The organism is Nocardia callitridis, from assembly GCF_039543305.1.
In the GTDB taxonomy this organism is placed as follows: domain Bacteria; phylum Actinomycetota; class Actinomycetes; order Mycobacteriales; family Mycobacteriaceae; genus Nocardia; species Nocardia callitridis.
In genome coordinates this window covers 1,207,508-1,230,887 of sequence record NZ_BAABJM010000001.1, presented here as the reverse complement: position 1 = coordinate 1,230,887, position 23,380 = coordinate 1,207,508, and the positions used below count along the sequence as shown (strand labels likewise).

The following is a 23,380-nucleotide window of genomic DNA, read 5'->3' as shown; positions in this document are numbered from 1 at the left end:
GCCCTATTGCGCGGCTAGGGTTACCAGCCATGGCTGGTTTGCCCGTTGTGCGGTCCCGTTCGCTGATCGCCGTGATATTGCTTGCCATCGGGCTCTTCGCCACGGCATGCGGCGCCGATTCGAACGACGCCAGTACCTCGACGACGAGCGACCTGTGTGCCCCGCCCGGAGTGGCGGCCGCCGCGCCCGCGCCGACGAACCTGGCGTCCACGCGGAACGCGGGCGTGGACAAATACACCACGCCGAACGCGCCGCCGCTGGATTCGATCGATACCTCGAAGCTCGGGTTGCTCGCGCCGGGGACGCTGAGCGTCGGCACCCTGTCGGACGCGCCGCCGAGCATCTGTGTGGACTCCTCGGGCAAGTTCACCGGCTTCGACAACGAACTTCTCGCGGCCGTCGCCGCGAAACTCGGTTTGCGCGTGGAGTTCTCCGGCACCGAGTTCGCCGGCCTGCTCGCCCAGGTCTCCGGCGGTCGCTTCGACGTCGGTTCTTCGAGCATCACCACTACCGACGAGCGGCGTAACCTGGTCGGTTTCACCAATGGCTACGACTTCGGGTACTTCTCGCTCGTCGTCGGCAACAACGGCAAGGTCAAGAGCTTCGACGATCTCGGTCCAGGCAGTCGGATCGCCGTGGTGCAGGGCACGGTGCAGGACGAGTACGTGGTCAACCAGCTGCACCTGGATCCGGTGAAGTTCCCCGACTACAACACTGCCTACAGCAACCTGAAGACCGGCCAGGTCGACGCGTGGGTGGCGCCGTCGGCGCAGGCGGAAGGGGCGATCAAGCCCGGTGACGCGACCTCGGTCGCACAGAACACCTTCAGCCTCGACAACTTTGTCGGCTGGGCGGTCGCCAAGAACAACAAGCCGCTGATCGACGCCCTCAACAGCGGTCTGGACGCGGTGATCGCCGACGGTACCTACGCCGAGCTCTACAGCGATTGGGTGCCGCGCGAGCCACCTCCCGGCTGGAAGCCGGGCTCCAAGGCGGCCGCCGAACCACAGTTCCCGGACTTCGCCGCGATCGCCGCCGAGCAGCAGCCCGATGCCACGACGAGCACTGCGCCGAAGTCGACGCTGCAACAATTGCGGGACACCTTCTTCGATTGGTCGTTGTACCGCAAGGCGTTTCCCGACCTGTTCAAGACCGGCTTGCCGAATACGCTGATCCTGGCAGTGGTTTCGGGTGTGCTCGGCACCGTGTTCGGTATGTTGCTGGCCGTCGCGGGAATCTCGCGGACACGCTGGTTGCGTTGGCCCGCACGGGTTTACACCGATATTTTTCGTGGTCTGCCCGCCGTGGTGATCATTCTGATCATCGGTCTGGGTGTCGGTCCTGTCGTCCGCAATATCACCGGCAACAACCCGTATTGGCTCGGTGCTGTCGCCCTGGCTTTGCTGGCCTCGGCGTATATCGGCGAGATCTTCCGATCCGGTATCCAGTCGGTGGAGCCCGGCCAATTGGAGGCGGCGCGCGCGGTCGGGTTCGGTTATCGCCAGTCGATGACGCTGGTGGTGATCCCGCAGGGCGTGCGAAGAGTATTGCCCGCGTTGATGAACCAGTTCATCGCGTTGATCAAGGACTCGTCGCTGATCTACTTCCTCGGCTTGCTCGCCACCCAGCGCGAGTTGTTCGCGGTCGGACGTGATCTCAACGCGCAGACCGGCAACCTGTCCCCGCTGGTCGCCGCGGGTCTGGTGTATCTGCTGCTCACCATCCCGCTCACGCACTTGGTGAACTACATCGATCGCCGGATGCGTACGGGACGGCCGGACCGGGCGGTCGATCCGGTTGAAACACAGACGATCACGGAAGGGCGCGGATAAATGAGTGCCTCCCTCACCGGTACCGGCCTGCACCTCACGCTCGGTAGCAATCACGTGCTGCGCGGAGTCGATGTCCATGTCGACGCCGGCAAGACCACCACGGTCATCGGGCCGTCCGGTTCCGGAAAGTCCACGCTGTTGCGGGTGCTCAACCGGCTCTACGAGCCGGACAAGGGCGACATTCTGCTCGACGGTGAATCGGTGCGCACCGAGGACCCCGACAAGCTGCGTCAGCGCATCGGCATGGTGTTCCAGCAGTTCAACCTGTTTCCGCACAAAAGTGTCGCCGACAATGTGGCGCTGGGGCCGCGCAAGTTGCGCGGATTGTCGAAGGAGCGGGCGCGCGCGCTCGCGGTGGAGCAGTTGGAGATCGTGGGGCTCGCGCAGAAGGCGGACAGTCGCCCGGCGAATCTGTCCGGCGGGCAGCAGCAGCGGGTCGCGATCGCGCGTGCGCTGGCGATGAAGCCGGACATCATGTTCTTCGATGAGGCGACCTCGGCGCTGGACCCCGAGTTGGTGAAGGGCATTCTCGCGCTGATGGCCGACCTGGCCGCCGGTGGTATGTCGATGATCGTAGTGACGCACGAGATGGGTTTCGCCCGAACGGTTTCCGACAACGTGGTGTTCATGGACCAGGGGCGGGTGGTGGAGACCGGCGCGCCCGAGGCAGTGTTCGAGGGTGCCGAGACCGAGCGCCTACAGCGCTTCTTGTCGCAGATCCTCTGAGAGTTCCCCTGAGTCCCCTGGGAGCCCCCAGGGGCCCACAGCGCATTCTCAGTTATCTTCATTAATGCGCATTTGATAATGTGTTAGTCATCACGCTTTACCTGTCCGATATCCAAAAAGAGGGAGGTCAGATGACTACAGCGCATCAGCAACACACCGGTCACGATCATGTGCACGGACCGAATTGCGGTCACGTGGCCGTTCAGCACGGCGACCACGTCGACTACGCCCACGACGGGCATCTGCACCGCGAACACGAAGATCACTACGACGAGTGCGAGCCAGCCGAACACATCGAACATGCCGACCATTCGCACATCCACGGCCCCGACTGTGGCCACGATGCCGTTGAACACGGCGACCACGTCGACTACCTCCACGACGGCCACCGACACGCCGAACACGACGGTCACTACGACGACCACTGAGGCGCCGGGCCCTGTCGATTTCTCGTATCGATGAGTGCGGCGCCGACAACGGCGCCCACCCTTGGAGCGTAACCCGTGATCGTGACGGTGCGTCTGTTCACCGCGGGCGGCACCGAAATGATTCGCGCACTGGATATTTCGGTGCTTCCCGGGCAGCTGGTCGATAGTTGGCCTAGCCGAGCGTGGTGGCGAAGGCAGCCAGAGGGTTTGGGAGTGCTCGATCGTGCCGCGCGGGTGCGCCATTCGGTGAGCTGACGCTGCTGCCACGTGGCGAATCTCGCGGTGGAGGAGTCGGTTTCGTGGCCGATGTCGATGGCGTGGGATGTCGCCGGTCAGCCCCGGTGCGCCGACCGTATGGATCCGAATGAGAGTATCTCCCTTGTCGCGCAACAACTCTCATGATACCGAACTTTCGGGTGCGTCGAGCAGGCCGGGTGAACACAGCTGCCACTCCCGCCTGTGGTCCCACTGTTCGATATCAGCGCATCTGGTGAAGAAGCGACGCCGAGCCAGCAGCCAACGCATAATCGCCCGCGCGGCCGGTGATTTCGATGCGCGCGGCGGGCTCTCTCTGCGCGTCCGCGCCGTCGACGAGCTGCTCGCGGTCTTCGCTGAGCGCGGCGATCTCGTCGAGAGGTTCCACAGCTGCTGCGGTTCGTCCACCGGAGCGTGGCGCACATCGCGTCCGTGCAGCCGAACCCAGGGTGTGCGCGGGCAGGGGCGCCAAGGGGTGGTCAGCTTCGGTGGCGATGGCCGCCAGCGGGCCATCGGTCGCGCCGGGAGCGCGATGTCGCATCAGGGTTTACTGTGAGCCGTCGTGCGCGCAGGACATACCCGGCACGCCGCCAGCGTCCGTCGGCGTTCACCAGCGGACCCGCGCATAACGGATGCGCGACCGGACGGATCACCAGCGGATCGAGCATCAGCTTCACCGTGCGACGCAGCGGTCCACCGGTCGCCGAACTGAGCGGTGCGACACCGTCGAGTTCGCGCCACGCCGCATCGAGCACCATGGCGCGCGGTCGCCGCATTCGACCAGGCTCGCCGAGGTGATGTTCGGTTGGTCGGCGTGCGAAACCTGGGATCGGTAGGGCGCGAGCGCTTCCTAGATTTCTCGTATCGGCCCGAGACGGACCGACTGAACGAGAGTCAGGAAATCCTATGAACACCAAGTCCGTTACCGCCGCGGTCACCGCTTCGGCCGCAGCACTCGCCCTCCTGCTCACCGGTTGTGGCGATAATTCCGAGGACGCCGCCGCGGACACCGCCACCGCTGCGACCGCTGAACCGCAAGGTGGTGTATCCAGCAGGTCGAGCGCCTCGGTCGACGGGAAGCTCATCGAGGCGAAATTCGAGACGACTTGCGCCGAGCAAGGTGACAACCTCGCCCTCGCGCTCGTCGACCAAGACAATCCCACCTACGGCACGCTCTCGGTGAGCGCGAGCGTCACCGGCGCCGACACAGTGCAGGCCGTCGCCTTCGCGGGCAGTAAGGGAGGGGCCGACTCGACCCCGTTCGCCCTCGGCTTCGGTAGCGGTATGCCGGGCGGTTCGGCGACGCTCAGCAAGGACGGCAACACCTATCGGGTCAGCGGCGAGGGGGTCGGCGGCGTCGATCTCGGCAACCCGATGGCTGGCCCGAGCACCTCTACTTTCGAGGTCACCTTCGACTGCTCGACCGTTGTCGGCGGCTGATCCTTCTGTCCCTTCCGTTCCCGACGTTCCGGACCGCGAGTTCCACGCTCGAGGTGCCGGGACGTCGGTACGACCGGCCTCGAATACCTCTTTCGCACAGAAGGACTCGCCATGAAAATCCTCGCCCGCACGGCCGCCGTCGCATTCCTTGTCGGCTCGGTCGGCTACTACCTTTGGCACGGTCTCACCTACCGCGGCTCCACCGATTACGGCCCAGACGTGCTCGCCTGGGTCGGACCGCAGATGGCGCTGCCGATCATCGCGTGCGTCGCCGCTGCGCTCGTATTCGTCTTCACCGTCGCCGATCTCGCCGCGCTGCTGAGCAAGGACAATACCGCCCGTTTTCGTGGCAGCCCGATCGGCATCGGCACCGTGCGCTCGTTCCATCAGACCGGCCTGAGTATCAATGACCAGCCGCAGTTACGCATCGATTTCAGCGTCGAGGGCGTCGACGGCGCCGTCTTCGACGGATATACCAAGATGATCGTGCCGCTCACCGAGCTCCCGCTGCTGCGCCCCGGTGTGGTGCTACCGGTGCGCTACCTGCCCGGCAGTACGGAGGTGCAGATCGACAAGTCCGGTGATGCGTCGCAGGCGCAGCGGGCGATGAACGACGCCATGATTCGCCGCGGCGTCACCACGGCGCACAAGCTCGACATCGCGGCGCGCGGTATCGCCGCGCAGGCAGTGGTGCGGTCGCTGTCGGTGCCAGGGGAGATTCGCGGCGGCAGTTCCAAGGTGGTGTTGGAACTTGTGGTCACCCGGTCCGACGGCAGCAACTTCGTCACCAGGTCAGAGACGTTCCTGCCGCCCGCCGCGGTCGGCCAGGCGCAGGTAGGCAGGATTGTCGAGGTCCGCTATCTGGCCGAGGACGAGAACGACGTTGTGCTCGCGCTACCGGCGAATCCTTCGGCGTGACACCAACTTCGCGGCCCGCAAATTTAGGGTTACCTAATTGGCCAGCTGTTCATCTGAGCGTTTATCCCGGATTGTCCGAATCAATTAGCGTGCGCCCGGTAGCTCGAACCACCGGGAGTCGATATGAGCCTGAAGCCGCTGGCACTTTTCGTCGCACACGACGGTCAGTCCTCGCGATCCGCGATGACCTGCACCTACAAGTGCGCGAACGCCTGCTTCCACGAAGTACCCAACACCAGCGCGGGAGCCTACTTCGGCGATATCGTCGGCTCGCTGAATCGTCGCGGCCTCATCACCGGTGGCGCCGCCGCCGTACTGGCCGTCGGCGCGGCGAGCGCACTCACCGCCTGCGGTGGCGACGACACCCCCGGTGGTAACGGCACAGGTACGCCCGCGGGCACGCCCGGCACCGGCACCGACTTCGCCTCCGTCGCGCCGAACAAGGAAGACGCGCTGGTGATTCCGGACGGCTACGAGCAGGCCGTCGTCATTCGGTGGGGCGACCCGCTGTTTCCCGACGCACCCGCCTTCGACTTCGACAAGCAGACCGCGGCCGCGCAGGCGCGACAGTTCGGCTACAACAACGACTTCGCGGCCCTGTTGCCAATCGAAGGCCAGCCCAACGCTTTTCTGCTGGTGGTCAACCACGAATACACCACGGGGCCGCAGATGTTCCGCGGCTACAACGAGGACGCCCCCACCGACGAACAGATCGAGATCACCAAGGCCGCACACGGTTTGGGTGTCGTCGAGGTCAAAGGCGAACAGAATTCCGGAAAACTCACCCCGGTTTTCGGCAAATACAATCGCAGGATCACCGCGACCACCGGGTTCACCCTCACCGGCCCTGCCGCGGGCAGCGAGTTTCTACGCACTACCGCCGACCCGACGGGCACCAAAGTGCTCGGCACCTTCGCCAATTGCTCCGGCGGCGTAACTCCTTGGGGCACCATCCTTTCCGGCGAAGAGAACTTCCACGGTTACTTCGCCAACGGCGAGAAGGTCACCGAACCCACCGCGGCCGCGCGGATCAAACGCTACGGCTTCGTCGCGGGGCCCACCGCCAACCGCTGGGAACGCACCGACCCGCGCTTCGACCTGGCCAAAGAACCCAACGAGGCGAACCGATTCGGCTACGTCGTCGAGGTCGACCCGTGGAACCCCGACTCCACCCCGATCAAGCACACCGCGCTCGGCCGGGTGAAGCACGAGGCCGCCACCATCCATGTCACCGACAAGGGTGAGGTGGTCTGCTACACCGGCGACGACGAGAAGTTCGACTACATCTACAAATTCGTCTCCGCGCGCAAGATTCGCTCCGGCGGCGGTGCCGCGAGTACCCGCGAAAACCTGACCATCCTCGACGCGGGCACGTTGTATGTCGCGCAGCTGACCGGCGACCACGCCGAGCAGATCGACGGCAGCGCAAAGCCGCCGTCCGACCAGGGATTCACCGGAAAGGGCCGATGGATTCCCCTGTTGGAGACCGGCACCGACGGTAAGGGTAAGTCCTTGGTCGAGGGCATGAGCGCCGAAGAGGTCGCCGTCTTCACCCGGCTGGCCGCCGACAAGGTGGGCGCCACCAAGATGGACCGCCCCGAGGACATCGAGACCAACCCCTACACCGGCAAGGTCTACGCCGCGCTCACCAACAACGACAACCGCGGTGCCGAAGGCAAGCAGGGTGTCGACGAGGCGAACCCGCGCAAGCTGAACAAGAACGGTCAGGTCCTCGAGCTCGACGACGACCACGCGGGCACCGAATTCACCTGGTCGCTGCTGCTGGTCTGCGGTGACCCCGCCGCGGCCGATACCTACTACGCCGGTTTCGACAAGACGAAGGTCAGCCCGATCTCCTGCCCGGACAACCTGGCCTTCGACCCGTACGGCAACCTGTGGATCTCCACCGACGGCAATGCGCTGAAGTCCAATGACGGCCTCTTCGCCGTGGTGCTCGACGGGCCGAACCGCGGTGCGACCAAGCAGTTCCTCACCGTGCCGCGCGGCGCGGAGACCTGCGGGCCGGTAGTCACCGAGTCCCGCGTGCTGGTGTGCGTGCAGCATCCCGGCGAAGACGACGACGCAACCCCGGACAATCCGCTGTCGCACTGGCCCGACGGCGGCAACGCGCAGCCGCGTCCCGCGGTGACCTCGGTGTGGCGCACCGGCGGCGGGCGCATCGGCATCTAGCCGAAATCGGTACGCGCTCAGCTATTTCCGGTTTGACGCCGGAATTGGCCGAGGCGTGCGAGGTCGTACTGGTCCGACGGCGGCAACGCGCAGTCGTGTCTCGTGGTGGCCCGGTGTGGCGCAGTGGCGGGCGTGTCGGTATCAGCCGAAACCGGTTCGCGCTCAGCTACTTCCGGTGAGACCGCCAGAATTGGCGAAGCGCGCGAAGTCGCCCTGCGCGCCGCTGTAGAGGTTGACGTCGGTGGCGCCACCGATGCCGTCGACGCGGCCTGCGTCGGTGGTCTGCCAGAACGTCCAGGTGGACCAGCCGCCCGGCACCTCGGGTTGCGGGTTGCCTCGGTAGTCGGCGATCCACAGCGGGTACTGGGTGAACTCGTTCGAGTCGGCCATCGCCGTCTTCCAGAACACGGGGTAGGTGTAGACGATCGGCACCCGACCGGTCAGTGCCTGCACCGTGTTCAGGTAGCGGTGAGTCCAGTTGATGAGGTCGGCGGGAGCCAGCCCGCCGGAATTCTCCAGATCAAGCACCGGGGGCAGATCCAACGGGCCGTTCTGGCCGAGCACCGTCGCCGCGTACAGCGCCGCCTGCGCCTCCGGGGAAGTCTCCGGGTGCGCATAGTGGTAGGTGCCGCGCGCGACGCCCGCCGCGCGCATCAACACGCTGTCGGGGACGAAATAGGGATTGACGTAATTCAGGCCCTCGGTGGCCTTGAGCATCGCGAAATCGTGGCCAGAGCGCTTGACGGCGAACCAATCGATCAGCCGACCGTCGACGTGCTGCCAGGACGAAACGTCGGGCCCGCGCGGCTCGGCCGACGCGGTGGGCAGTGTCGCGGCGAGCAGTCCGAAGAGTGCGATCACCGAGAGCGCGGTGGCGCGGCGAGCGCCGGTAGATCTTCGCGGAGAGGGGGTCATGCCCGTCGACGATAGCGGCGCACCCTGGCGGTCACCAGCATCCGGGGTGGGTATTTCCCCTGGTCTGTCCCGTTTATGCCCCGCTGGGCGGCGTCTGTGTGCCGCCCGCGTCTCAGCCGAGCCAATCGAGTACGGCTGCCGCGGTCCACGATTGCTGCATGCTGCCGAGTGGCTCTCCGGTGAACGGTTCGTAGTACTCGGCGAAGCTGCCGTCGCTGGCTTGCCGTAACCCTTCGGCACGCAACATGAACGAACGCTCGGCCCAACCGCGGCGCGCGAACGCCCAGGAGAACAACCAACTCATCACCGGCCACACCGGCCCGCGCCAGTATTCGCGGGAACGAAAATCGCGCGACACCGGCGAGGTCGAGGGCGGCAACGCGTACCGAAGGTCCGGGTGACCGCAGAAGCGTGGCCCCTCGAACAGCCGCAGCAGTGCGCGTTCACTCTCGCGCGGCAACCCACCCGAGAGCAGCGGCGCGAACATCGGCAGGGTTTCGGTGCTGATCCACCGTTGCAGCCGCACATCGAAATCGCGGGCCGCCCCGGTGCGGGCGTCGGTGGTCTCGACGACACCCTTGCGGAACCGCTCGGCCCACCCGTAGAGATCGCGCACGTCGGCGTTCGGCTGCTTGTACTCCTCACCGATATTGGCGAGCACCTCGCAGGCCAGGGCGAAGATCGCGGTGACGAACACGTCCTCCACGGCAAAGCTCATGGTCGAGGACAGCTGGTAATCGTCGTAGCCGGCCCTGCGCATCTGTTCCACCAGCCACAGGTAGCGGTCGTATTCGCGGTCGCTCGGGCGCTGTGTCGGGTCGGCGACCACCAGCACGTCCTCGCGACTGTACGGTGGCAGATCCGGGCCGACCCGCACGTTGTCGTAGGCGCGGTCCCAGCGCGGGGAATTGTCCATCCCGGATTCCCAGCCGTGATACAGCGTGATTCTTCCGGTCTGCTTGGGGTCACGCGCGTGCGCGAGCCATCGGTGCCAGCGCACAAGATCGGGCCAGCGTCGATTCAGGAACTCCTCGGCCACCGCCCGCGTACTGCGGCCCTGCCTGCGCGAATGGTCGAGGATGCGTTGCACCGCGATCGCGTGCACGGGCGGTTGGGTGATCCCCGAGGTGTCTGGTCCGTCGGGGGCGTTGGCCGCGAGCGCTTTGCATTCCCAGCGTGCGGGTCCGGGGAAGTAGCCGTCGACACCGTTGGCGAACACGATGTGCGGGATCATGCCGTTCTTCCACTGCGCGGTGAGTAGCGTGTCGAGTTCGATCACCGCGCGCTCCACGCTCAGCGGCGCCAAGCCGACGGCGACGAAGGCCGCGTCCCAGCTCCACATGTGCGGGTAGAGGCGGGGTGCTGCGCTGGTCATCGTGCCCAGGTCATTGCCCCGCAGCAGATAGGCGGCGCGGGCCGCGAGCTGAGTCGGGGTGAAACCCGGATATGCCATCTCCCTATTCTGCGATGTCAACCGCGCGAATGCCCGCTCAGCCCGGTGCGTCGTGCTCGAAAGCCATGGCGGTTCGGGTGCGACGCTTGGTAATCGCGCACACAGTGACATCCGCAACACGGGTGACGCGTGCCGCGCCACCCACCGGGCGTTGACGATTACGGTGGCCGCATGACCTCCGCCGTGACCAGCTCACCGAGACCGACCGCACTGATCACCGGTGCGAGCCGAGGACTCGGTGCCGCCATCGCCCGCGAATTCGGCGCTACCCACGACCTGTTGCTCGGCGCGCGCTCGGCGGACGCGTTGAGCGCCATCGGTAAGGACCTGCCCGACGCGACGAAATGGCCGGTGGAACTGACCGATTACGCGGCGGTGGCCGAGGCGACCGCACCGATCCGACGACTGGACCTGCTGGTGCACAACGCGGGTGTCGCCGATCTGGACACGATCGCCGAATCCTCGCCTGACCAGTGGCGAAACACGTTGGAAGCGAACGTGATCGCCGTCGTAGAACTGACCAGGCTGCTCCTGCCCGCGCTCCGTGCGGCCGAAGGCCATGTGGTCCTGATCAATTCGGGTGCCGGCCTACGCGCCAACCCCGGCTGGGCCTCCTACGCCGCCAGCAAATTCGCACTCCGCGCCTTCGCCGACGCCCTGCGCCTAGAGGAGCCCACCCTCCGAGTCACCTCGATCTTCCCCGGCCGCATCGCCACCGACATGCAACGCACGATCACCGAGGGCGAAGGCCACACCTACGACCCCGACAATTTCATGCGCCCGGAATCGATCGCCCTGTCGATCCGTTCGGCCGTAGACACTCCCGGCGATGTCCACCCGACAGAACTGATCCTGCGCCCGGCCCCCAAGCCGACGAAGTAATACGCACCGACCCGACTCGTCATCCTGCCCCACCACGAGCGACGGCACGCAGAACCACCATCACCAGAACAACCCCGGCAGCGCCACAACACCAGCACACCCCACACCAGGTTCTGCTCGTCCTGTGTGGCGACCGCCCCAGGCGCCCAGTGAAACTGTCACCGCCCGAACCTAACTCAGCCATTCAACGAGCCGCCCGAACACCTGCTCCGAGCGTCAGCGAGACCGGCACAGCAAGTTCGCGGCCATCCCGCGTTCGATTACCCGTTTACTAAGCACACCCCGACCACCCGGTGAAACCACCACCTCCCGTACCCAACTCAACCCACCCCACGAGCCGCCCAAACACCTGTTACGAGCGTCAGCGAGACCGGTACAGCAAGTTCGCGGCCATCCCGCGTTCGATTACCCGTTTACTAAGCACACCCCGGCCACCCGGTGAAACCACCACCTCCCGTACCCAACTCAACCCACCCCGCGAGCCGCCCAAACACGTGTTCCGAGCGTCAGCGAGACCGGCACGGTAAGTTCGCGGCCGTCTCGCTGTTGAGTGCCCGTTTCGTAGGCGACGAAGGAGCAAGAAACGGGTACTCAACAGCGAGACCTCAGGGCCGCGAACCACGCGGCGCCAGCCGCCAAAAAACACAGCGAGGAGATCCTCGCCCCCGCATATCACCCCGCCCTACCGGACCACCACCCCGCACAGCGCGTCGCCGAGCCCCACCCCCGCCACGTGCCTTATTGCCGCGTCCCGCAACATCTCGCCGCCGCACGCGACTCGCGCAACCCAACACCCGCGCACCAACGCCCAAAACCCCAGCCGCACACCACTATTAGGACGCCCAACCAAGCACCCCACCCACCTCAAGCGACGATATTGACCAACCGCCCCGGCACCACGATCAATTTGCGTGGCGCCGCGCCGTCGAGCAGCGCTGCGATCTTCTCGTCCGCCAGCGCCGCCGCTTCGATCGCGCCCTTGTCGGCATCGGCGGGAACCTGAATTCGGCTGCGCACCTTGCCGTTCACCTGGATGGGGTATTCCACCGACTCGTCGACCAGCAGCGCGGGGTCCGCGATCGGGAAGGGGCCGTGGGCGAGGGAATCGGTGTGGCCCAGGCGTTCCCACAGTTCCTCGGCGATATGCGGAGACAGCGGCGCCAGCATCAGCACCACTGGCTCCACCACGGTGCGTGGCGCGCCGTCGGGGTAGGTCTTGGTGAGGTGGTTGGTGAGCTCGATCAGCTTCGCACCCGCCGTGTTGTCGCGCAGGGCCGCGAAATCCTCGTCGACACCGGCGATTGTCTTGTGCAGCAGGCGTTGCGTCGCGGCGGTGGGGGAGGCGTCGGTGACCCGAGCCGCGCCGGATTCCTCGTCGACCACCAGTCGCCACACGCGTTGCAGGAAGCGGTGCGCGCCGACCACGTCTTTGGTCGACCACGGACGTGAGGTCTCCAGTGGACCCATCGCCATCTCGTAGAAGCGGAACGTGTCCGCGCCGTAGGCCTCGTACATCTCGTCCGGCGACACCGCGTTCTTCAACGACTTGCCGATCTTGCCGTACTCCTGGAACACCTCGATCTCGGTGCCGGTGGTGTCGGTCCAGAAGAACTTGCCTGGCTTGTCGGCGTGCTCCACCACCTCGGCCGCGGGCACATACGCTCCCCGCGCGTCGGTGTAGGCGTGCGCCTGAATGTAGCCCTGGTTGAACAGCCTCCGGTACGGCTCGTAGCTGCTCACATCGCCGAGATCGAACAGCACCTTCTGCCAGAACCGCGCGTAGAGCAGGTGCAACACCGCGTGTTCGACACCGCCGACATACAGGTCGACGCCGCCGGGATCGTCCGCTCCGGCCTCGGCGCGTGGGCCGAGCCAGTACCGCTCGTTCTCCGGCGCGCAGAAGGTGTCCGCGTTGGTGGGATCGGCGTAGCGCAGCTGATACCAGGAGCTACCGGCCCAGTTGGGCATGACATTGGTGTCGCGACGGTAGCGCTTGGGGCCGTCGCCGAGATCGAGTTCGACATTCACCCAGTCGGTGGCCTTTGCCAAGGGGGGTGATGGCTCCGAGCTCGCGTCGTCGGGGTCGAAGGTTACCGGTGCGAAGTCGTCGAGCTCCGGAAGCCGTACCGGCAGCAGGGATTCCGGCAGTGCGTGTGGTGCGCCGTCTTCGTCGTAGACGATGGGGAACGGTTCGCCCCAGTAGCGCTGCCTGGCGAACAGCCAGTCGCGCAGCTTGTATTGCACGGTGCCGTTGCCGTGCCCGTCGCCTTCCAGGCGGCCGATCACCGTGGCCTTGGCCTCTTCGACCGAAAGCCCGTCCAGGTAGTCGGAATTCACCAACTCACCCTCGCCGTTGTGCGCGGATTCGGTGATGTCGCCGCCGGAGATGACCGCCTTGATCGGCAACCCGAGCGCGGTCGCGAAGTCCCAGTCGCGTTGGTCGTGACCCGGCACCGCCATGATCGCGCCGGTGCCGTAGCCGACCAGCACGTAGTCGGCGATGAACACCGGAATACGTTCGCCGTTCACCGGATTCACGGCGTGGGTGCCGAGGAAGACGCCGGTCTTCTCCTTGTTTTCCTGCCGCTCCAGGTCCGATTTGGCCGCGATCGACTCCCGGTAGGCGGCCACGGCGTCGGCGGGGTTCTCGGACTTTCCGGTCCAGCGCTCGTCGACCCCTGCGGGCCACGCGTCGGCGATCAGTGTGTCGACCAGTTCGTGTTCGGGTGCCAGCACCAGGTAGGTCGCGCCGAACAGGGTGTCGGGGCGGGTGGTGAACACCTCGATCTGCTCGGTGTCGGCACCATCGACCTCGGTGTCGAACCGCACCCGCGCGCCGCGTGAACGCCCGATCCAGTTGCGCTGCATGGATTTCACATTGTCCGGCCAGTCCAGGTGGTCCAGGTCGTCGACCAGCCGGTCGGAGTAGGCGGTGATACGCATCATCCACTGCCACAACCGCTTACGGAATACCGGGAAATTGCCGCGCTCGCTGCGACCGTCGGCGGTGACTTCTTCGTTCGACAGCACGGTGCCCAGGCCGGGGCACCAGTTGACCACCGAATCCGTTTGGTACACAAGACGATACGAGTCGATGAGGGCGGCGCGCTCGCTGCCGGTCAGCTCCGCCCATTCGTTGCCGTCCGGTGCGGGACGCGCACCCGAGGCGAACTGCTGCACCAACTCGGCGATCGGACGCGCGCGATCGGCCTCCTGGTCGTACCAGGCGTTGTAGATGCGCAGGAAGATCCACTGCGTCCAGCGGTAGAACTCCGGGTCGGTGGTCGCGAACGAGCGCCTGCGGTCGTGGCCGAGACCCAGCCGGTCCAGCTGGCGCTGCATGTTCCCGATATTGGCCTCGGTGGTGTCGCGCGGGTGCGCACCGGTCTGTACCGCGTACTGCTCGGCGGGCAAGCCGAAGGCGTCGTAGCCGAGTGCGTGCAGCACATTGCGGCCGCGCATCCGGTGATACCGCGCGAACACGTCCGTGGCGATGTAGCCGAGCGGGTGACCGACGTGCAGCCCGGCGCCGGAGGGGTAGGGGAACATGTCCTGCACGAACAGCTTGTCCTGCGGAGTGTCCCCGGCCAGCGGTCCGACCGGATTCGGCGCGTGGAAGGTGCCGCGCTCGTCCCACGTCCGTTGCCACCGGCGCTCGATGCGCTCGGCAAGCTCCGCGTTGTACCGATGCTCTGGTACGTCGCTTCCGGTTGCACGTGTGTCCTGCACGGTCCTGCCTTACGTCTTGGTCGTCGATCCCCGACAAACTTTGCTCATCAGCGTAGATCGTCGGCGCCCCACGACCGAAAACGGTCCGACCGCAGGTCTGCTCGCGGGCGGGCCGACCAGCGATACGGGGTTGCCGCGCTGGGGTTTCGGTGCGCGGTGTGGTGTGTGGTTGCCTACACCACACCAATAAAACCGCTGGTCCAGAGCTCACTGGTGGTGACGGTCGCGGCCGGTGGGCGGTTGTCGCCGAATGTCGATGCGCTAGCCTGCATAGGTGTTCGTCGTCGCCTTGATCCTGTTCGTGCTGGCGCTCGTCGCCCTCACCATCGGCGCGCTCGGCTTCAGCGGCCGCCTTCCACGCAACCGTTTCGTCGGGGTGCACACCGAAGCGGCGCTCACCGACGACCAGATCTTCCGCGTCGCCAACCGCGTGGCCGCGCCCACCTCGGTGGCCGCGGGTGCGCTGCTGTTCGCGGGCGGGCTCATCGCCATGGCGGCCGGTGGTGTGGTCGCCGTCCTGGTTGCCGTGGTGACGGCGGTGGTCGCCCTGTTCACCCTCGGTGCGGGTGCCAACGCCGGTGCCCAGACAGCGGAATCGCTCGCACCGCCCGCGCCGGCCGGTGACTGCGGCAGCTCTTGCGGCGCGTGCTCGCTGCGCGATGCGTGCGAGCCCGCGGCGGGCTGAGACAGCTAGCCAGCGGGCTGGGACAACTGGCCGCAGCGGGCTGGGACAACTGGCCGCAGCGGGCGGGGACAACTGGCCGCAGCGGGCGGGGACAACTGGCCGCAGCGGGCCGAGGCCACGCGCTAGTTGCGTTCTACCTCGAGGGGGTGGGTGGCGAGCAACGACAGCGGCAGCGGTTGCCGCCGCAGCACGTGCGCCCAGAGATCGGTGTGGCCGGTGCTGATCGGGTCGGTCGGCAATGCGGACAACACGATCCAGTCGTTGTTGTCCAATTCGCCTTCCAATTGTCCGAACGTCCAGCCCGAGTAGCCGGCGAACACGCGAATGCCTTCGAGCAGCGGTGCGATTCGCTCGGGGTCGGCGTCGAGATCGATCAGCACCACTCTGCCGTCGACCCTGCGTATTCCGGTGATCCCCTCGGTGCGTACCCCGACTCGCAACGTCCCGAGGCACAGCGCGGCGTCCCGCTTCACCGGCCCGCCGACGAACAAGGTGCGCGGAGTGGCGACCACCTCGCTCCATCGCGGCAGCACATCGTGGACGGGCGTGTCGCTCGGTCGGTTGAGCACGACCCCGAGGCTGCCCGCGTCGTTGTGCTCGATGATGTAGATGACGGTGCGGCGAAAGGTCGGCTCGACCAATTCGGTGGACGACACCAACAGGGTTCCGGCACGAACCACCTGCTCGGCGGGTCGGGATTCGCGCCGCTTACGGTCGCCGTGCCCCCCGCGAATCTGCCGATCGTCCGGTTCTTCTGCGCGTGCCACCCCCACATCATCGCAGTTGTCGGCCCGCCGCGCGCCCCTTGGCCGCACTTTCGCGCACCGCGATCGCCGACAGAATGTGGCACACGGGCCCCACGGTGGGAAAGTGTCCGAAGCCGAGGTGGTCGTAGAGTCCTGTTATGCCACCGCCCGAAGTCACGCTCGACAACAGCGAGGCCGTTTACGACTTCTACCGCAGCCACCAGCAGAACCGACTGAAAGCGTGGGGCGCGTACGCCGTTCTAGCCCGCAGGTACCGGCCGAGGATCTCCTATGCCGACGGTGCCCGCGAAGCGCTGCGCCAGGTTGTCCGGCAGCGGAGACCACTGTTGCTCGCGATCAATCACCTCTCCGAGCACGACCCGTACACCGTCGCGGCGGCGGCATGGCGCAGCGGCTTGCGTCCGGTGATCGGGCGGGTGCGCGTGCTGGCCAAGGACGAGTTGTTCGCCGACCCCGAGCAGCAGCGCAAGATCGACATGATGGGTGGGATCCCGGTGTTTCGTGGCAAGGACCACGGCATCAGGGCGGTGAACGCGGCGGGCCAACGCATGATGGACATTTGCGCGCAGCGCATGGCCGGTGGTGACGGTGTCGCGGTGTTTCCCGAAGGCACCTGCAACGATATCGATCCTACGCAGGTGCAGCCGGTGGGCAGCGGGATCGGGCACATCGCGTTTCGCGCGCAAAAGCTCGGCGTCGAACCGGTCTTGGTGTCGATGGCGTTGAGCTACGGCCAGAGGCCCGATCCCTCGGTGTCACCGACCAAGGAAGAGGCGCGCTCGGCGAGCTTCTACTTCGGTGTCCCCGTCGCCGAATTGCCCAGCAAACCTGGCGAAATCGCGCGGTTGGTGCGTACCGATCTGCAGCGGGCGTTGGACGGTGCCGTCGCCGCGTACTGATTACTGCGGGAGGTTGAGCCGGTCACGGGCCCAGTGCGGCACCATCGTGAGGTATTCGGGTCTGGTCTCGATGAAGTGATTGACCGTCCGACACATCGGTAGCGCGCCGAGCCCGTCGGCGCGGGTGGTGTTCAGCGCCGTTTCGACCAGCAGGCTGGCGTATCCCTGCCCTTCGTAGCGCGGGTAGATCTCGGTGTGCACGAAGGCGCGCTCCGCGGCGGTGTCCTGATATTCGGCGTATCCGGCGATCGCGTCATCGACGTAGATCTCGAAACGTTCCAGCGCGGTGTTGTTGCGGACCTCGGTCGACATGGCTCGAAGTTACTCCGGCCGTGCCACATCCATCGAGCCGCAATGCCGTTGCGCGCCCGATCCGCACTGTGGGTAATCTCGCTGCCCGAGTTGTCGCTCGGCCCTCGGCCATCGACAATCATCGGGGCCGTCCTCGCGGTGGCCGTGACGACGCTCGGCGCGGGAGGGACGGACAAGTCATGACGAGGACCATGCCCGACGGGCGATGGGCGCCTATTGTTCGGGTCGCCGCCGTGACCGTGGCGTTCGGCATGCTCGGTGGGTCGGCCGTGACCGGAGTCGCCCATGGTGCACCCGAACCCGGTTTCGGTGCGTGCCCGGAGGGCTCGGTGACCGAGGGCACCGGCGTGCGGTGCGCGGTGGTGCGCGTGCCGAAGGACTACGCGGACCCGCAGGGGCCGACGATCGAACTCACCGTGAGCAAGGTGGCGGCCGAAGGGCAGCGGCGCGGGGTCGTCTTCGCTAATCCCGGTGGCCCCGGCGCGGACGCACTGGACTTCTGGAGCAGGCCGGGTGTCGCCTTTCCCGCCGACCTCGCCACGCATTACGACCGAATCGCCGTGCAGCCACGCGGATTACGCTGGTCGACGCCGTTGCACTGCACCGAGCGGCAGGCCGAGGGAACGAAGGTGGCGCTGGGTAACGGCGACCGCGACGCGATCAAGAAGGCCTGTGACGCAGCGCTTCCCGGCTATCTGTCGACCATCACCACCGAGAGCAACGCCCGCGACATGGATGCGGTGCGCGCGGCACTCGGCCTGTCGCGGATCGATTTCTTCGGCACCTCCTACGGCACCTATCTCGGTGCGGTGTACGCCTCGTTGTTCCCCGACCGGATCGAGCGAATGGTGTTGGACTCCAACGTCAATCCGGACTGGGTGTGGACCGAGGAGTTCGCGCAACAGCAGGCCGCGGGCAAACAACGACTCGACGACCTGTTCGGCTGGATCGCCGAGCACGACGCCGAATATCACCTCGGCGACACCACGTTGCGCGTGTACCGCACCTGGGTGGAGTTGGCCACCCAGCAGGGCGGTGGGTGGTACGCCAACCTCACGCCGCCGCCGGCCAGCGTCGCCGATCTGCCGGGCGCACTGCCGGATCCACTGTCCGAGATCGCCCGCGACGGTTTCAACGGCAGCGTGGAGCAGCTGGGCAAGGTGCAGAATCTGGTGCGCGCGTTGATCACCGGCGGCGCTTCGGAGCAGGGCCCGCTGTTGAGCGCGACGACGGTGGCGTCTTACACCCGCACCTACTGGCCGCTGTTCGCCGGCGCCATGGCCGACGCGCACGCCGATCCGACGAATGTGCGGCGTTTGCGTCTGATCAGCGGCGCCACCTCGGGTGACCCCACCGGCCAGTTGGTCTTCGCCGCGATCACCTGCAACGAGAACGCGATCCCCGACCGGCCGGAAATGCTCGGACGCGCGGCCGCCACCATCGCCTCCGGTGGCAATGCCATGGATGCTCGCGCCGATCTGGTGCGGGCCGGGATGGCGTGTGGGGATTGGAAACCCGCGACAACGCCGGTGCCGATCACCGGCGACGGCATGGCCACACCACCCTTGGTGTTGCAGAGTCGCCATGACGCACTCACCGAATTCGAAGGCGGCCCGGCGATGGCGCGAGCCCTGCGCGGTGCACTGATCACCGTCGAGGGCGGCGACCACGGCACCTTCGGCCGCGGCAATCCGGCCTTGGATCCCGCAGTGATGACCTACCTCGACACCGGTGAGGTCACCATCGGCGAAGCCGAACAGGCGCCGTTGCCCACCTCGTGAGGCGGGTCGGTCCTAGCGAGATCAACCCTGTGCTGTTCGGCCCCAACTGAGCGAGCCAATCGGTCGGCCGCACAGGCTGTTCCGGATCGGTGCGGCGGTGTGGGTCGCTGCCGTCACGGTTCATCGCCCAGATCGCGGAGTGCCTCGCTGCGTGCGTAGATTCCGCGTCACGGGTGGAACGGGTGAAGATGATCTGGGTGCCATCCGGCGAGAACGACAGGTAGGCCGCGTCGTCGTCGCGTAGTCGAATATTCTGACCATCGATACTCATCACAGAGATTCCGGACCGACCGTTGCGGGCCCGCGTGCTGGTGAAGACGATGTCGGTTCCCCCCGGGAGTAACACCGGCTGGAACGGAAGTACCGATGCCAATCATGGTGGGGCTTCGGGCATTCGGGAGCATGTGTCGCGATTCGCAGTGTTGATCTACCCGATTCGGGTTGGTCGCGGTGTTCGGTGTCTTCACTGGTCGTCAGCCGGCAGCGGGCACGCCTCGAATTCGATGTGCGGCGCGCTTCTTGGTAGTTCGGGTCGGGGCTCGTACTACGACCGACGCGGGGCTCAGAGGGCTATTCGGAGTCGTTTCCGGTAAATCTACCGAATTCTAGAAATTTTAGTAGTCTAATATATATTTCGCGATCGAATGTCGCGCGCCGCGCCGTGCTCGGGGCAGTGCGCACGATGGCCCTCCGTCGATGCGCGTTGTGCTCCTTCTTGCCATGGTCGTGCGCCGCGACAATCGCCGAACCACGGCAGACAATGTGGAGATGACGCGCACGCCGACCCGCCGAGTGATCCTCGCGCCGGACAAGTTCAAGGGATCGCTCACCGCTGCCGAAGTGGCAGCGGCGCTGGCGACGGGTATTACGCGCGTCGCGCCCCACAGTGATGTCCGGCGAGTACCGATCGCCGACGGCGGCGACGGCACGGTCGAGGCGTTCGTCGCCGCGGGCTGGCGCAAGGTGGAGCTGACGGCGCCGGGTCCGACCGGCGTCGACGGCGTCACCTCCTACGCGGTGCTCGGCACGAAGGCGGTGGTGGAACTGGCGTCCGTGGTCGGTGCGCAGCGGCTGCCCGAGGGGGCACTGGACGCGCTGGGCGCAAGCACATTCGGGCTCGGCGTCGTCCTCGCGCACGCGCTCGAACACGGGTGTACCGATATCGTCCTCGGACTCGGTGGCAGTTCCTCGACCGATGGCGGGGCTGGGATGGTGCGAGCGCTGGGTGGCCGCGTGCTCGACATGGAGGGACGTGATCTGCCGGGTGGTGGCGCGGCATTGGTCGACGCCGCTGCCGTGGACCTGACCGGACTGCATCCCGCGATCGCCGCCGCCCGGTTCACCCTCGCCTGCGATGTGGACAACCCGCTGCTCGGTCTCTCCGGGGCTACGGCGATCTACGCACCGCAAAAGGGCGCCACATCCACTGATCTCGAGTTGCTCGAACGCGCGCTCACGAACTGGGCCCGGCTGGTCGGACCGGAATACGCGGACGCGCCCGGTGCGGGTGCGGCGGGCGGGACCGGGTTCGGCGCGATGGCGGTACTCGGCGCGCGGATGCGCAGCGGGATCGAGGCCATCTTGGAGCTACTGGATTTTCCCACCCTGCTGGCCGGTGCCGAGCTCGTGGTCACGGGGGAAGGTTCGTTGGACGCGCAGAGCCTGCACGGCAAGGCACCGGTGGGGGTGTCGAAGGCCGCGCGGTCGGCGGGCGTCGCGGCGGTCGCGGTCGCGGGACGCTGCCTGCTGGGGCCGAACGAGCTGCGCGACGCGGGATTTCGCACCTGCCACAGCCTCGCCGACCTCGAACCCGACCTCGCGCGCTCGATCGCCGAAGCCCCTGCGCTGTTGGAAAGGATCGGCGAACGCATCGCGGACAAACTGTGAGCGTCGCCTCGAGCATGACTTCCGCCGACGAATCGCCTTGTCTCGTTTCAGCGCTTGGCTGTTCCCCACAGATTTCGAGGCGATCGTGAAAATTCAGCTGACGGCCTCCGGCACCGCGCACGCGACGGCTTCCAGTTCGCACCTGCGCAGCTCGCCCCACTCGCCGAGCGGTCGCAACGCTACCGCCAGTTCCTCGCCGAGGGCGGTGAGCGAGTACTCGACTCGGGGCGGCACCTCGGCGTACACCTCGCGGTGGGCGATACCGCTGGCCTCCAGCTGACGCAGGTTCTCCGCGAGCACCTTCTCGCTCACCCCGTCGAGCAAGCGGCGGATCTGCCCGAAGCGCTGCGGTCCCTCGCCGAGCACCCACATCAGGTGCATCTTCCACTTGCCGCCGACGACGTCGATCGCCAAGGACATCCCACAGACCTCGTGATCCGTATCACTACTCATCTCGATCACCTTCCCGTGACCACGTGGCTCACCTCTGGGTGCGTAACTCACCGACATGTGCGGTCTTCCCGACTCTACCTGCGGCAACGACGATGAATTTCGCCCAAGGGCACACCGATTCGCCCCACCCCGAAGGGACTCCCGATGTCAGAACTGTCCAGCACCCGCTCCGTCTCCGTGATCGGTCTCGGCCCGATGGGACAGGCGATGGTCCGTGCGTTTCTCGCCGCCGGTGTCGAGGTGACGGTGTACAACCGCACCGCCGCGAAGGCCGACGCCATGGTCGAATTGGGTGCGCGTAAGGCAGCCACCGCCGCCGACGCGTTGGCGGCCAACGAGGTGACCGTGCTCAGCCTGACCCACTACGACGCCATGTACGCGGTGCTCGGCGAGGTGGGTGATCGGTTGTCGGGCAAGGTGATGGTGAATCTCTCCTCGGATTCACCCGCGCGGACCCGGCGCGGTGCCGAGTGGGCGCGGGCCAATGGCGCCGAGTTCCTGTCCGGCTGTGTGATGTCCGCGGGTGACAACATCGCCCACCCCGCGTCCTACATTTTCTACAGCGGTCCGCGTGCGGTGTTCGACGCGCACGCCGAGCTGCTGCGGCCGCTGAGTCCGCAGGAATACCTCGGCACGGACGACGGTGTGGCCCAGGTCTTTTACCAGGCGCTGCTCACCGTCTTCCATCCGTGGTTGCTGGCCTTCGAACAGGCCGCGGCGTTGATCGAGCGCTCCGGCCACGACGTCGCGCGGTTCGTCCCCTTCGCCACCCGCTCGGCCGAGGCCTTCCCGTTCTTCATGGAACACGCCGCCGCTGCCGCGCAGCGCGGAGGGGAAGCGACCGCCGCGCATCTACAGATGATGGACGCGAGCACCCACCACATCATCGAGGCGAGCGAAGAGGTCGGTGTCGACCCGGCGCTGTCGCGAGCCGCCGCCGCGATCTGGCAGCGGGCTATCGCCGCCACCGAGGCGGCGGACCACGTGGTCTCGCCGTACGAACTACTGCGCGGTGGTCAGCGCTGAACAGCTCCGGGCGGCGCCCTACGCAGGTCAAGGACCGAGAAATAGCCGTTCGTTGGGGAGTCGATGTAGTCCTTCGGTCGTCTCGTCGCGTACCTCGACCGCGTCGCTGTGGTGGCGTTGTTGGTGGTCTTGCAGGAAGGCCATGGCGGCGGTGAGGCAGGCGGCGTAGGCGAAGCGGGTTCCGCACAGCGACACCGTGAGGTGGATATCGGGTTCGTCCGGGTGTGGGGAGCCGTTGGTTCGCAACGCGTTTCCTTCACGGGAGGTCGGTGGTGTCGTATGGGTCGTCGCTGTCGCCTACCGGCTCGGTGTAGTAGAGCCGGCTGTCTGAGTCGGCGCGGTCGTCCACCACCCTGGTCCCGATCCATGGACAGCGACCGGCCCCGGAGACGGCCGTGGTGTGCGGGGCGATCCTGCCCTCGATCAGCGGCACCCATTTGAGGCAGAATCGCGAGACGCACAGCACTTGGACGAGGGCGCCGTCGGCGTCGAATCCGCCTCCGCCGCACTGGGTCAGCGTGATCCACGGGCCGTTGTCCTTGTCGTTCATGCGATTACCCCCGTGTCCGGTCTGGTGCGCCCGGCGCGGGGGCGCGTGGAATCCGTGGTCACCTTCGCCGACCGTGTGAAATCTCTCGAGGTATTGCGCCACGGAATTGTGATGTGTCCCAATGGGCTTGGATTGATCTTGAATCGGCGGTCGTCGGTGGATCGGAGGGGGGCATGGCGGCGTGCGGTCGTCTGCCCGAAAGCTGCTTGGTTCATCTGCGGAACGCCTACTCGAATCGAATTGGTCCAGAGT

23 protein-coding genes are annotated in these 23,380 nt (G+C 66.4%); 13 read left to right on the top strand and 10 right to left on the bottom strand.

Annotation, left to right across the window (positions count from 1 at the left end; translation table 11 throughout):
• Nucleotides 1–29 precede the first annotated feature (29 nt).
• From ABEA50_RS05280 to ABEA50_RS05265, 4 genes are all read left to right on the top strand, one after another.
• Nucleotides 30–1,832 carry an ABC transporter substrate-binding protein/permease gene (locus ABEA50_RS05280; protein WP_345493878.1) on the top strand — a complete coding sequence of 601 codons (1,803 nt, stop codon included), beginning with the start codon at nucleotides 30–32 and terminating at the stop codon, nucleotides 1,830–1,832.
• Nucleotides 1,833–2,558 carry an amino acid ABC transporter ATP-binding protein gene (locus ABEA50_RS05275; RefSeq protein ID WP_345493877.1) on the top strand — a complete coding sequence of 242 codons (726 nt, stop codon included), beginning with the start codon at nucleotides 1,833–1,835 and terminating at the stop codon, nucleotides 2,556–2,558.
• 131 nt (nucleotides 2,559–2,689) lie between these two features.
• A complete protein-coding gene (locus ABEA50_RS05270) occupies nucleotides 2,690–2,986 on the top strand; it encodes a hypothetical protein (protein WP_345493876.1) in 297 nt (98 codons plus the stop codon).
• Between the two features lie 81 nt (nucleotides 2,987–3,067).
• The gene (locus ABEA50_RS05265; protein ID WP_345493875.1) at nucleotides 3,068–3,241 is read left to right on the top strand and encodes a hypothetical protein; all 174 of its coding nucleotides are present in this window, start codon (nucleotides 3,068–3,070) and stop codon (nucleotides 3,239–3,241) included.
• A gap of 223 nt (nucleotides 3,242–3,464) precedes the next feature.
• Here the strand turns inward: ABEA50_RS05265 and ABEA50_RS05260 are convergent, their stop codons facing one another.
• Together ABEA50_RS05260 and ABEA50_RS05255 are read right to left on the bottom strand one after the other, a co-directional pair.
• On the bottom strand, nucleotides 3,465–3,629 hold the full coding sequence (locus tag ABEA50_RS05260) for a hypothetical protein (protein ID WP_345493874.1): 165 nt from the start codon (nucleotides 3,627–3,629) through the stop codon (nucleotides 3,465–3,467).
• A 91-nt stretch (nucleotides 3,630–3,720) separates the two neighbouring features.
• Nucleotides 3,721–4,017 (bottom strand): hypothetical protein, encoded by a 297-nt coding sequence (locus ABEA50_RS05255; protein ID WP_345494733.1) that lies wholly within the window; start codon nucleotides 4,015–4,017, stop codon nucleotides 3,721–3,723.
• Between the two features lie 130 nt (nucleotides 4,018–4,147).
• Here ABEA50_RS05255 and ABEA50_RS05250 point away from each other — a divergent pair, with 130 nt between their 5' ends.
• From ABEA50_RS05250 to ABEA50_RS05240, 3 genes are all read left to right on the top strand, one after another.
• Nucleotides 4,148–4,681, top strand: coding sequence for a lipoprotein LpqH (locus ABEA50_RS05250; RefSeq protein ID WP_345493873.1), 534 nt, complete (start codon nucleotides 4,148–4,150; stop codon nucleotides 4,679–4,681).
• Between the two features lie 111 nt (nucleotides 4,682–4,792).
• On the top strand, nucleotides 4,793–5,599 hold the full coding sequence (locus ABEA50_RS05245; protein WP_345493872.1) for a hypothetical protein: 807 nt from the start codon (nucleotides 4,793–4,795) through the stop codon (nucleotides 5,597–5,599).
• 123 nt (nucleotides 5,600–5,722) lie between these two features.
• On the top strand, nucleotides 5,723–7,789 hold the full coding sequence (locus ABEA50_RS05240; protein ID WP_345493871.1) for a PhoX family protein: 2,067 nt from the start codon (nucleotides 5,723–5,725) through the stop codon (nucleotides 7,787–7,789).
• Nucleotides 7,790–7,951: 162 nt separating this feature from the next.
• Here ABEA50_RS05240 and ABEA50_RS05235 read toward each other — a convergent pair whose 3' ends face one another.
• Together ABEA50_RS05235 and ggh are read right to left on the bottom strand one after the other, a co-directional pair.
• On the bottom strand, nucleotides 7,952–8,704 hold the full coding sequence (locus ABEA50_RS05235) for a glycoside hydrolase family 25 protein (RefSeq protein ID WP_345493870.1): 753 nt from the start codon (nucleotides 8,702–8,704) through the stop codon (nucleotides 7,952–7,954).
• Nucleotides 8,705–8,816: 112 nt separating this feature from the next.
• On the bottom strand, nucleotides 8,817–10,157 hold the full coding sequence (gene ggh, locus ABEA50_RS05230) for a glucosylglycerate hydrolase (protein ID WP_345493869.1): 1,341 nt from the start codon (nucleotides 10,155–10,157) through the stop codon (nucleotides 8,817–8,819).
• 171 nt (nucleotides 10,158–10,328) lie between these two features.
• On the opposite strand from ggh, the gene ABEA50_RS05225 reads away from it, so the two are divergent.
• Nucleotides 10,329–11,039 carry an SDR family oxidoreductase gene (locus tag ABEA50_RS05225; RefSeq protein ID WP_345493868.1) on the top strand — a complete coding sequence of 237 codons (711 nt, stop codon included), beginning with the start codon at nucleotides 10,329–10,331 and terminating at the stop codon, nucleotides 11,037–11,039.
• An 864-nt stretch (nucleotides 11,040–11,903) separates the two neighbouring features.
• On the opposite strand, the gene leuS is transcribed toward ABEA50_RS05225, so the two are convergent.
• Nucleotides 11,904–14,768 carry a leucine--tRNA ligase gene (gene leuS, locus ABEA50_RS05220; RefSeq protein WP_345493867.1) on the bottom strand — a complete coding sequence of 955 codons (2,865 nt, stop codon included), beginning with the start codon at nucleotides 14,766–14,768 and terminating at the stop codon, nucleotides 11,904–11,906.
• 274 nt (nucleotides 14,769–15,042) lie between these two features.
• Here leuS and ABEA50_RS05215 point away from each other — a divergent pair, with 274 nt between their 5' ends.
• Nucleotides 15,043–15,453, top strand: coding sequence for an SdpI family protein (locus ABEA50_RS05215; RefSeq protein ID WP_345493866.1), 411 nt, complete (start codon nucleotides 15,043–15,045; stop codon nucleotides 15,451–15,453).
• Between the two features lie 122 nt (nucleotides 15,454–15,575).
• Here ABEA50_RS05215 and ABEA50_RS05210 read toward each other — a convergent pair whose 3' ends face one another.
• Nucleotides 15,576–16,220, bottom strand: coding sequence for a YqgE/AlgH family protein (locus ABEA50_RS05210; protein WP_425577531.1), 645 nt, complete (start codon nucleotides 16,218–16,220; stop codon nucleotides 15,576–15,578).
• Between the two features lie 137 nt (nucleotides 16,221–16,357).
• On the opposite strand from ABEA50_RS05210, the gene ABEA50_RS05205 reads away from it, so the two are divergent.
• Entirely contained in the window at nucleotides 16,358–17,119 is a 762-nt protein-coding gene (locus ABEA50_RS05205) for a lysophospholipid acyltransferase family protein (protein WP_345493865.1), read from the top strand.
• Here the strand turns inward: ABEA50_RS05205 and ABEA50_RS05200 are convergent, their stop codons facing one another.
• The gene (locus ABEA50_RS05200) at nucleotides 17,120–17,431 is read right to left on the bottom strand and encodes a GNAT family N-acetyltransferase (protein WP_345493864.1); all 312 of its coding nucleotides are present in this window, start codon (nucleotides 17,429–17,431) and stop codon (nucleotides 17,120–17,122) included.
• A gap of 179 nt (nucleotides 17,432–17,610) precedes the next feature.
• Between ABEA50_RS05200 and ABEA50_RS05195 the strand changes: the two genes are divergently transcribed.
• Nucleotides 17,611–19,212 (top strand): alpha/beta hydrolase, encoded by a 1,602-nt coding sequence (locus tag ABEA50_RS05195; protein WP_345493863.1) that lies wholly within the window; start codon nucleotides 17,611–17,613, stop codon nucleotides 19,210–19,212.
• A gap of 768 nt (nucleotides 19,213–19,980) precedes the next feature.
• Nucleotides 19,981–21,099 (top strand): glycerate kinase family protein, encoded by a 1,119-nt coding sequence (locus ABEA50_RS05190; RefSeq protein WP_345493862.1) that lies wholly within the window; start codon nucleotides 19,981–19,983, stop codon nucleotides 21,097–21,099.
• A 93-nt stretch (nucleotides 21,100–21,192) separates the two neighbouring features.
• Here ABEA50_RS05190 and ABEA50_RS05185 read toward each other — a convergent pair whose 3' ends face one another.
• On the bottom strand, nucleotides 21,193–21,558 hold the full coding sequence (locus ABEA50_RS05185; protein WP_345494664.1) for a winged helix-turn-helix transcriptional regulator: 366 nt from the start codon (nucleotides 21,556–21,558) through the stop codon (nucleotides 21,193–21,195).
• Nucleotides 21,559–21,696: 138 nt separating this feature from the next.
• Between ABEA50_RS05185 and ABEA50_RS05180 the strand changes: the two genes are divergently transcribed.
• Nucleotides 21,697–22,578, top strand: coding sequence for an NAD(P)-dependent oxidoreductase (locus tag ABEA50_RS05180; protein ID WP_459077153.1), 882 nt, complete (start codon nucleotides 21,697–21,699; stop codon nucleotides 22,576–22,578).
• 27 nt (nucleotides 22,579–22,605) lie between these two features.
• Here the strand turns inward: ABEA50_RS05180 and ABEA50_RS05175 are convergent, their stop codons facing one another.
• Both ABEA50_RS05175 and ABEA50_RS05170 read right to left on the bottom strand, forming a co-directional pair.
• Complete coding sequence (locus ABEA50_RS05175; protein ID WP_345493861.1) at nucleotides 22,606–22,824, bottom strand: hypothetical protein; 219 nt, start codon at nucleotides 22,822–22,824, stop codon at nucleotides 22,606–22,608.
• A 10-nt stretch (nucleotides 22,825–22,834) separates the two neighbouring features.
• Entirely contained in the window at nucleotides 22,835–23,128 is a 294-nt protein-coding gene (locus ABEA50_RS05170) for a hypothetical protein (RefSeq protein WP_345493860.1), read from the bottom strand.
• Between the last annotated feature and the right edge of the window lie 252 nt (nucleotides 23,129–23,380).

What these genes read in the sequence shown, in the direction of transcription:
- ABEA50_RS05280 (WP_345493878.1), top strand. Translation starts at nt 30, where the DNA reads ATGGCTGGTTTGCCCGTTGTGCGGTCCCGTTCGCTGATCGCCGTGATA.
- ABEA50_RS05275 (WP_345493877.1), top strand. Translation starts at nt 1,833, where the DNA reads ATGAGTGCCTCCCTCACCGGTACCGGCCTGCACCTCACGCTCGGTAGC.
- ABEA50_RS05270 (WP_345493876.1), top strand. Translation starts at nt 2,690, where the DNA reads ATGACTACAGCGCATCAGCAACACACCGGTCACGATCATGTGCACGGA.
- ABEA50_RS05255 (WP_345494733.1), bottom strand. Translation starts at nt 4,017, where the DNA reads ATGCGGCGACCGCGCGCCATGGTGCTCGATGCGGCGTGGCGCGAACTC.
- ABEA50_RS05250 (WP_345493873.1), top strand. Translation starts at nt 4,148, where the DNA reads ATGAACACCAAGTCCGTTACCGCCGCGGTCACCGCTTCGGCCGCAGCA.
- ABEA50_RS05245 (WP_345493872.1), top strand. Translation starts at nt 4,793, where the DNA reads ATGAAAATCCTCGCCCGCACGGCCGCCGTCGCATTCCTTGTCGGCTCG.
- ABEA50_RS05240 (WP_345493871.1), top strand. Translation starts at nt 5,723, where the DNA reads ATGAGCCTGAAGCCGCTGGCACTTTTCGTCGCACACGACGGTCAGTCC.
- ABEA50_RS05235 (WP_345493870.1), bottom strand. Translation starts at nt 8,704, where the DNA reads ATGACCCCCTCTCCGCGAAGATCTACCGGCGCTCGCCGCGCCACCGCG.
- ggh (WP_345493869.1), bottom strand. Translation starts at nt 10,157, where the DNA reads ATGGCATATCCGGGTTTCACCCCGACTCAGCTCGCGGCCCGCGCCGCC.
- ABEA50_RS05225 (WP_345493868.1), top strand. Translation starts at nt 10,329, where the DNA reads ATGACCTCCGCCGTGACCAGCTCACCGAGACCGACCGCACTGATCACC.
- ABEA50_RS05205 (WP_345493865.1), top strand. Translation starts at nt 16,358, where the DNA reads ATGCCACCGCCCGAAGTCACGCTCGACAACAGCGAGGCCGTTTACGAC.
- ABEA50_RS05200 (WP_345493864.1), bottom strand. Translation starts at nt 17,431, where the DNA reads ATGTCGACCGAGGTCCGCAACAACACCGCGCTGGAACGTTTCGAGATC.
- ABEA50_RS05195 (WP_345493863.1), top strand. Translation starts at nt 17,611, where the DNA reads ATGACGAGGACCATGCCCGACGGGCGATGGGCGCCTATTGTTCGGGTC.
- ABEA50_RS05190 (WP_345493862.1), top strand. Translation starts at nt 19,981, where the DNA reads ATGACGCGCACGCCGACCCGCCGAGTGATCCTCGCGCCGGACAAGTTC.
- ABEA50_RS05180 (WP_459077153.1), top strand. Translation starts at nt 21,697, where the DNA reads ATGTCAGAACTGTCCAGCACCCGCTCCGTCTCCGTGATCGGTCTCGGC.
- ABEA50_RS05170 (WP_345493860.1), bottom strand. Translation starts at nt 23,128, where the DNA reads ATGAACGACAAGGACAACGGCCCGTGGATCACGCTGACCCAGTGCGGC.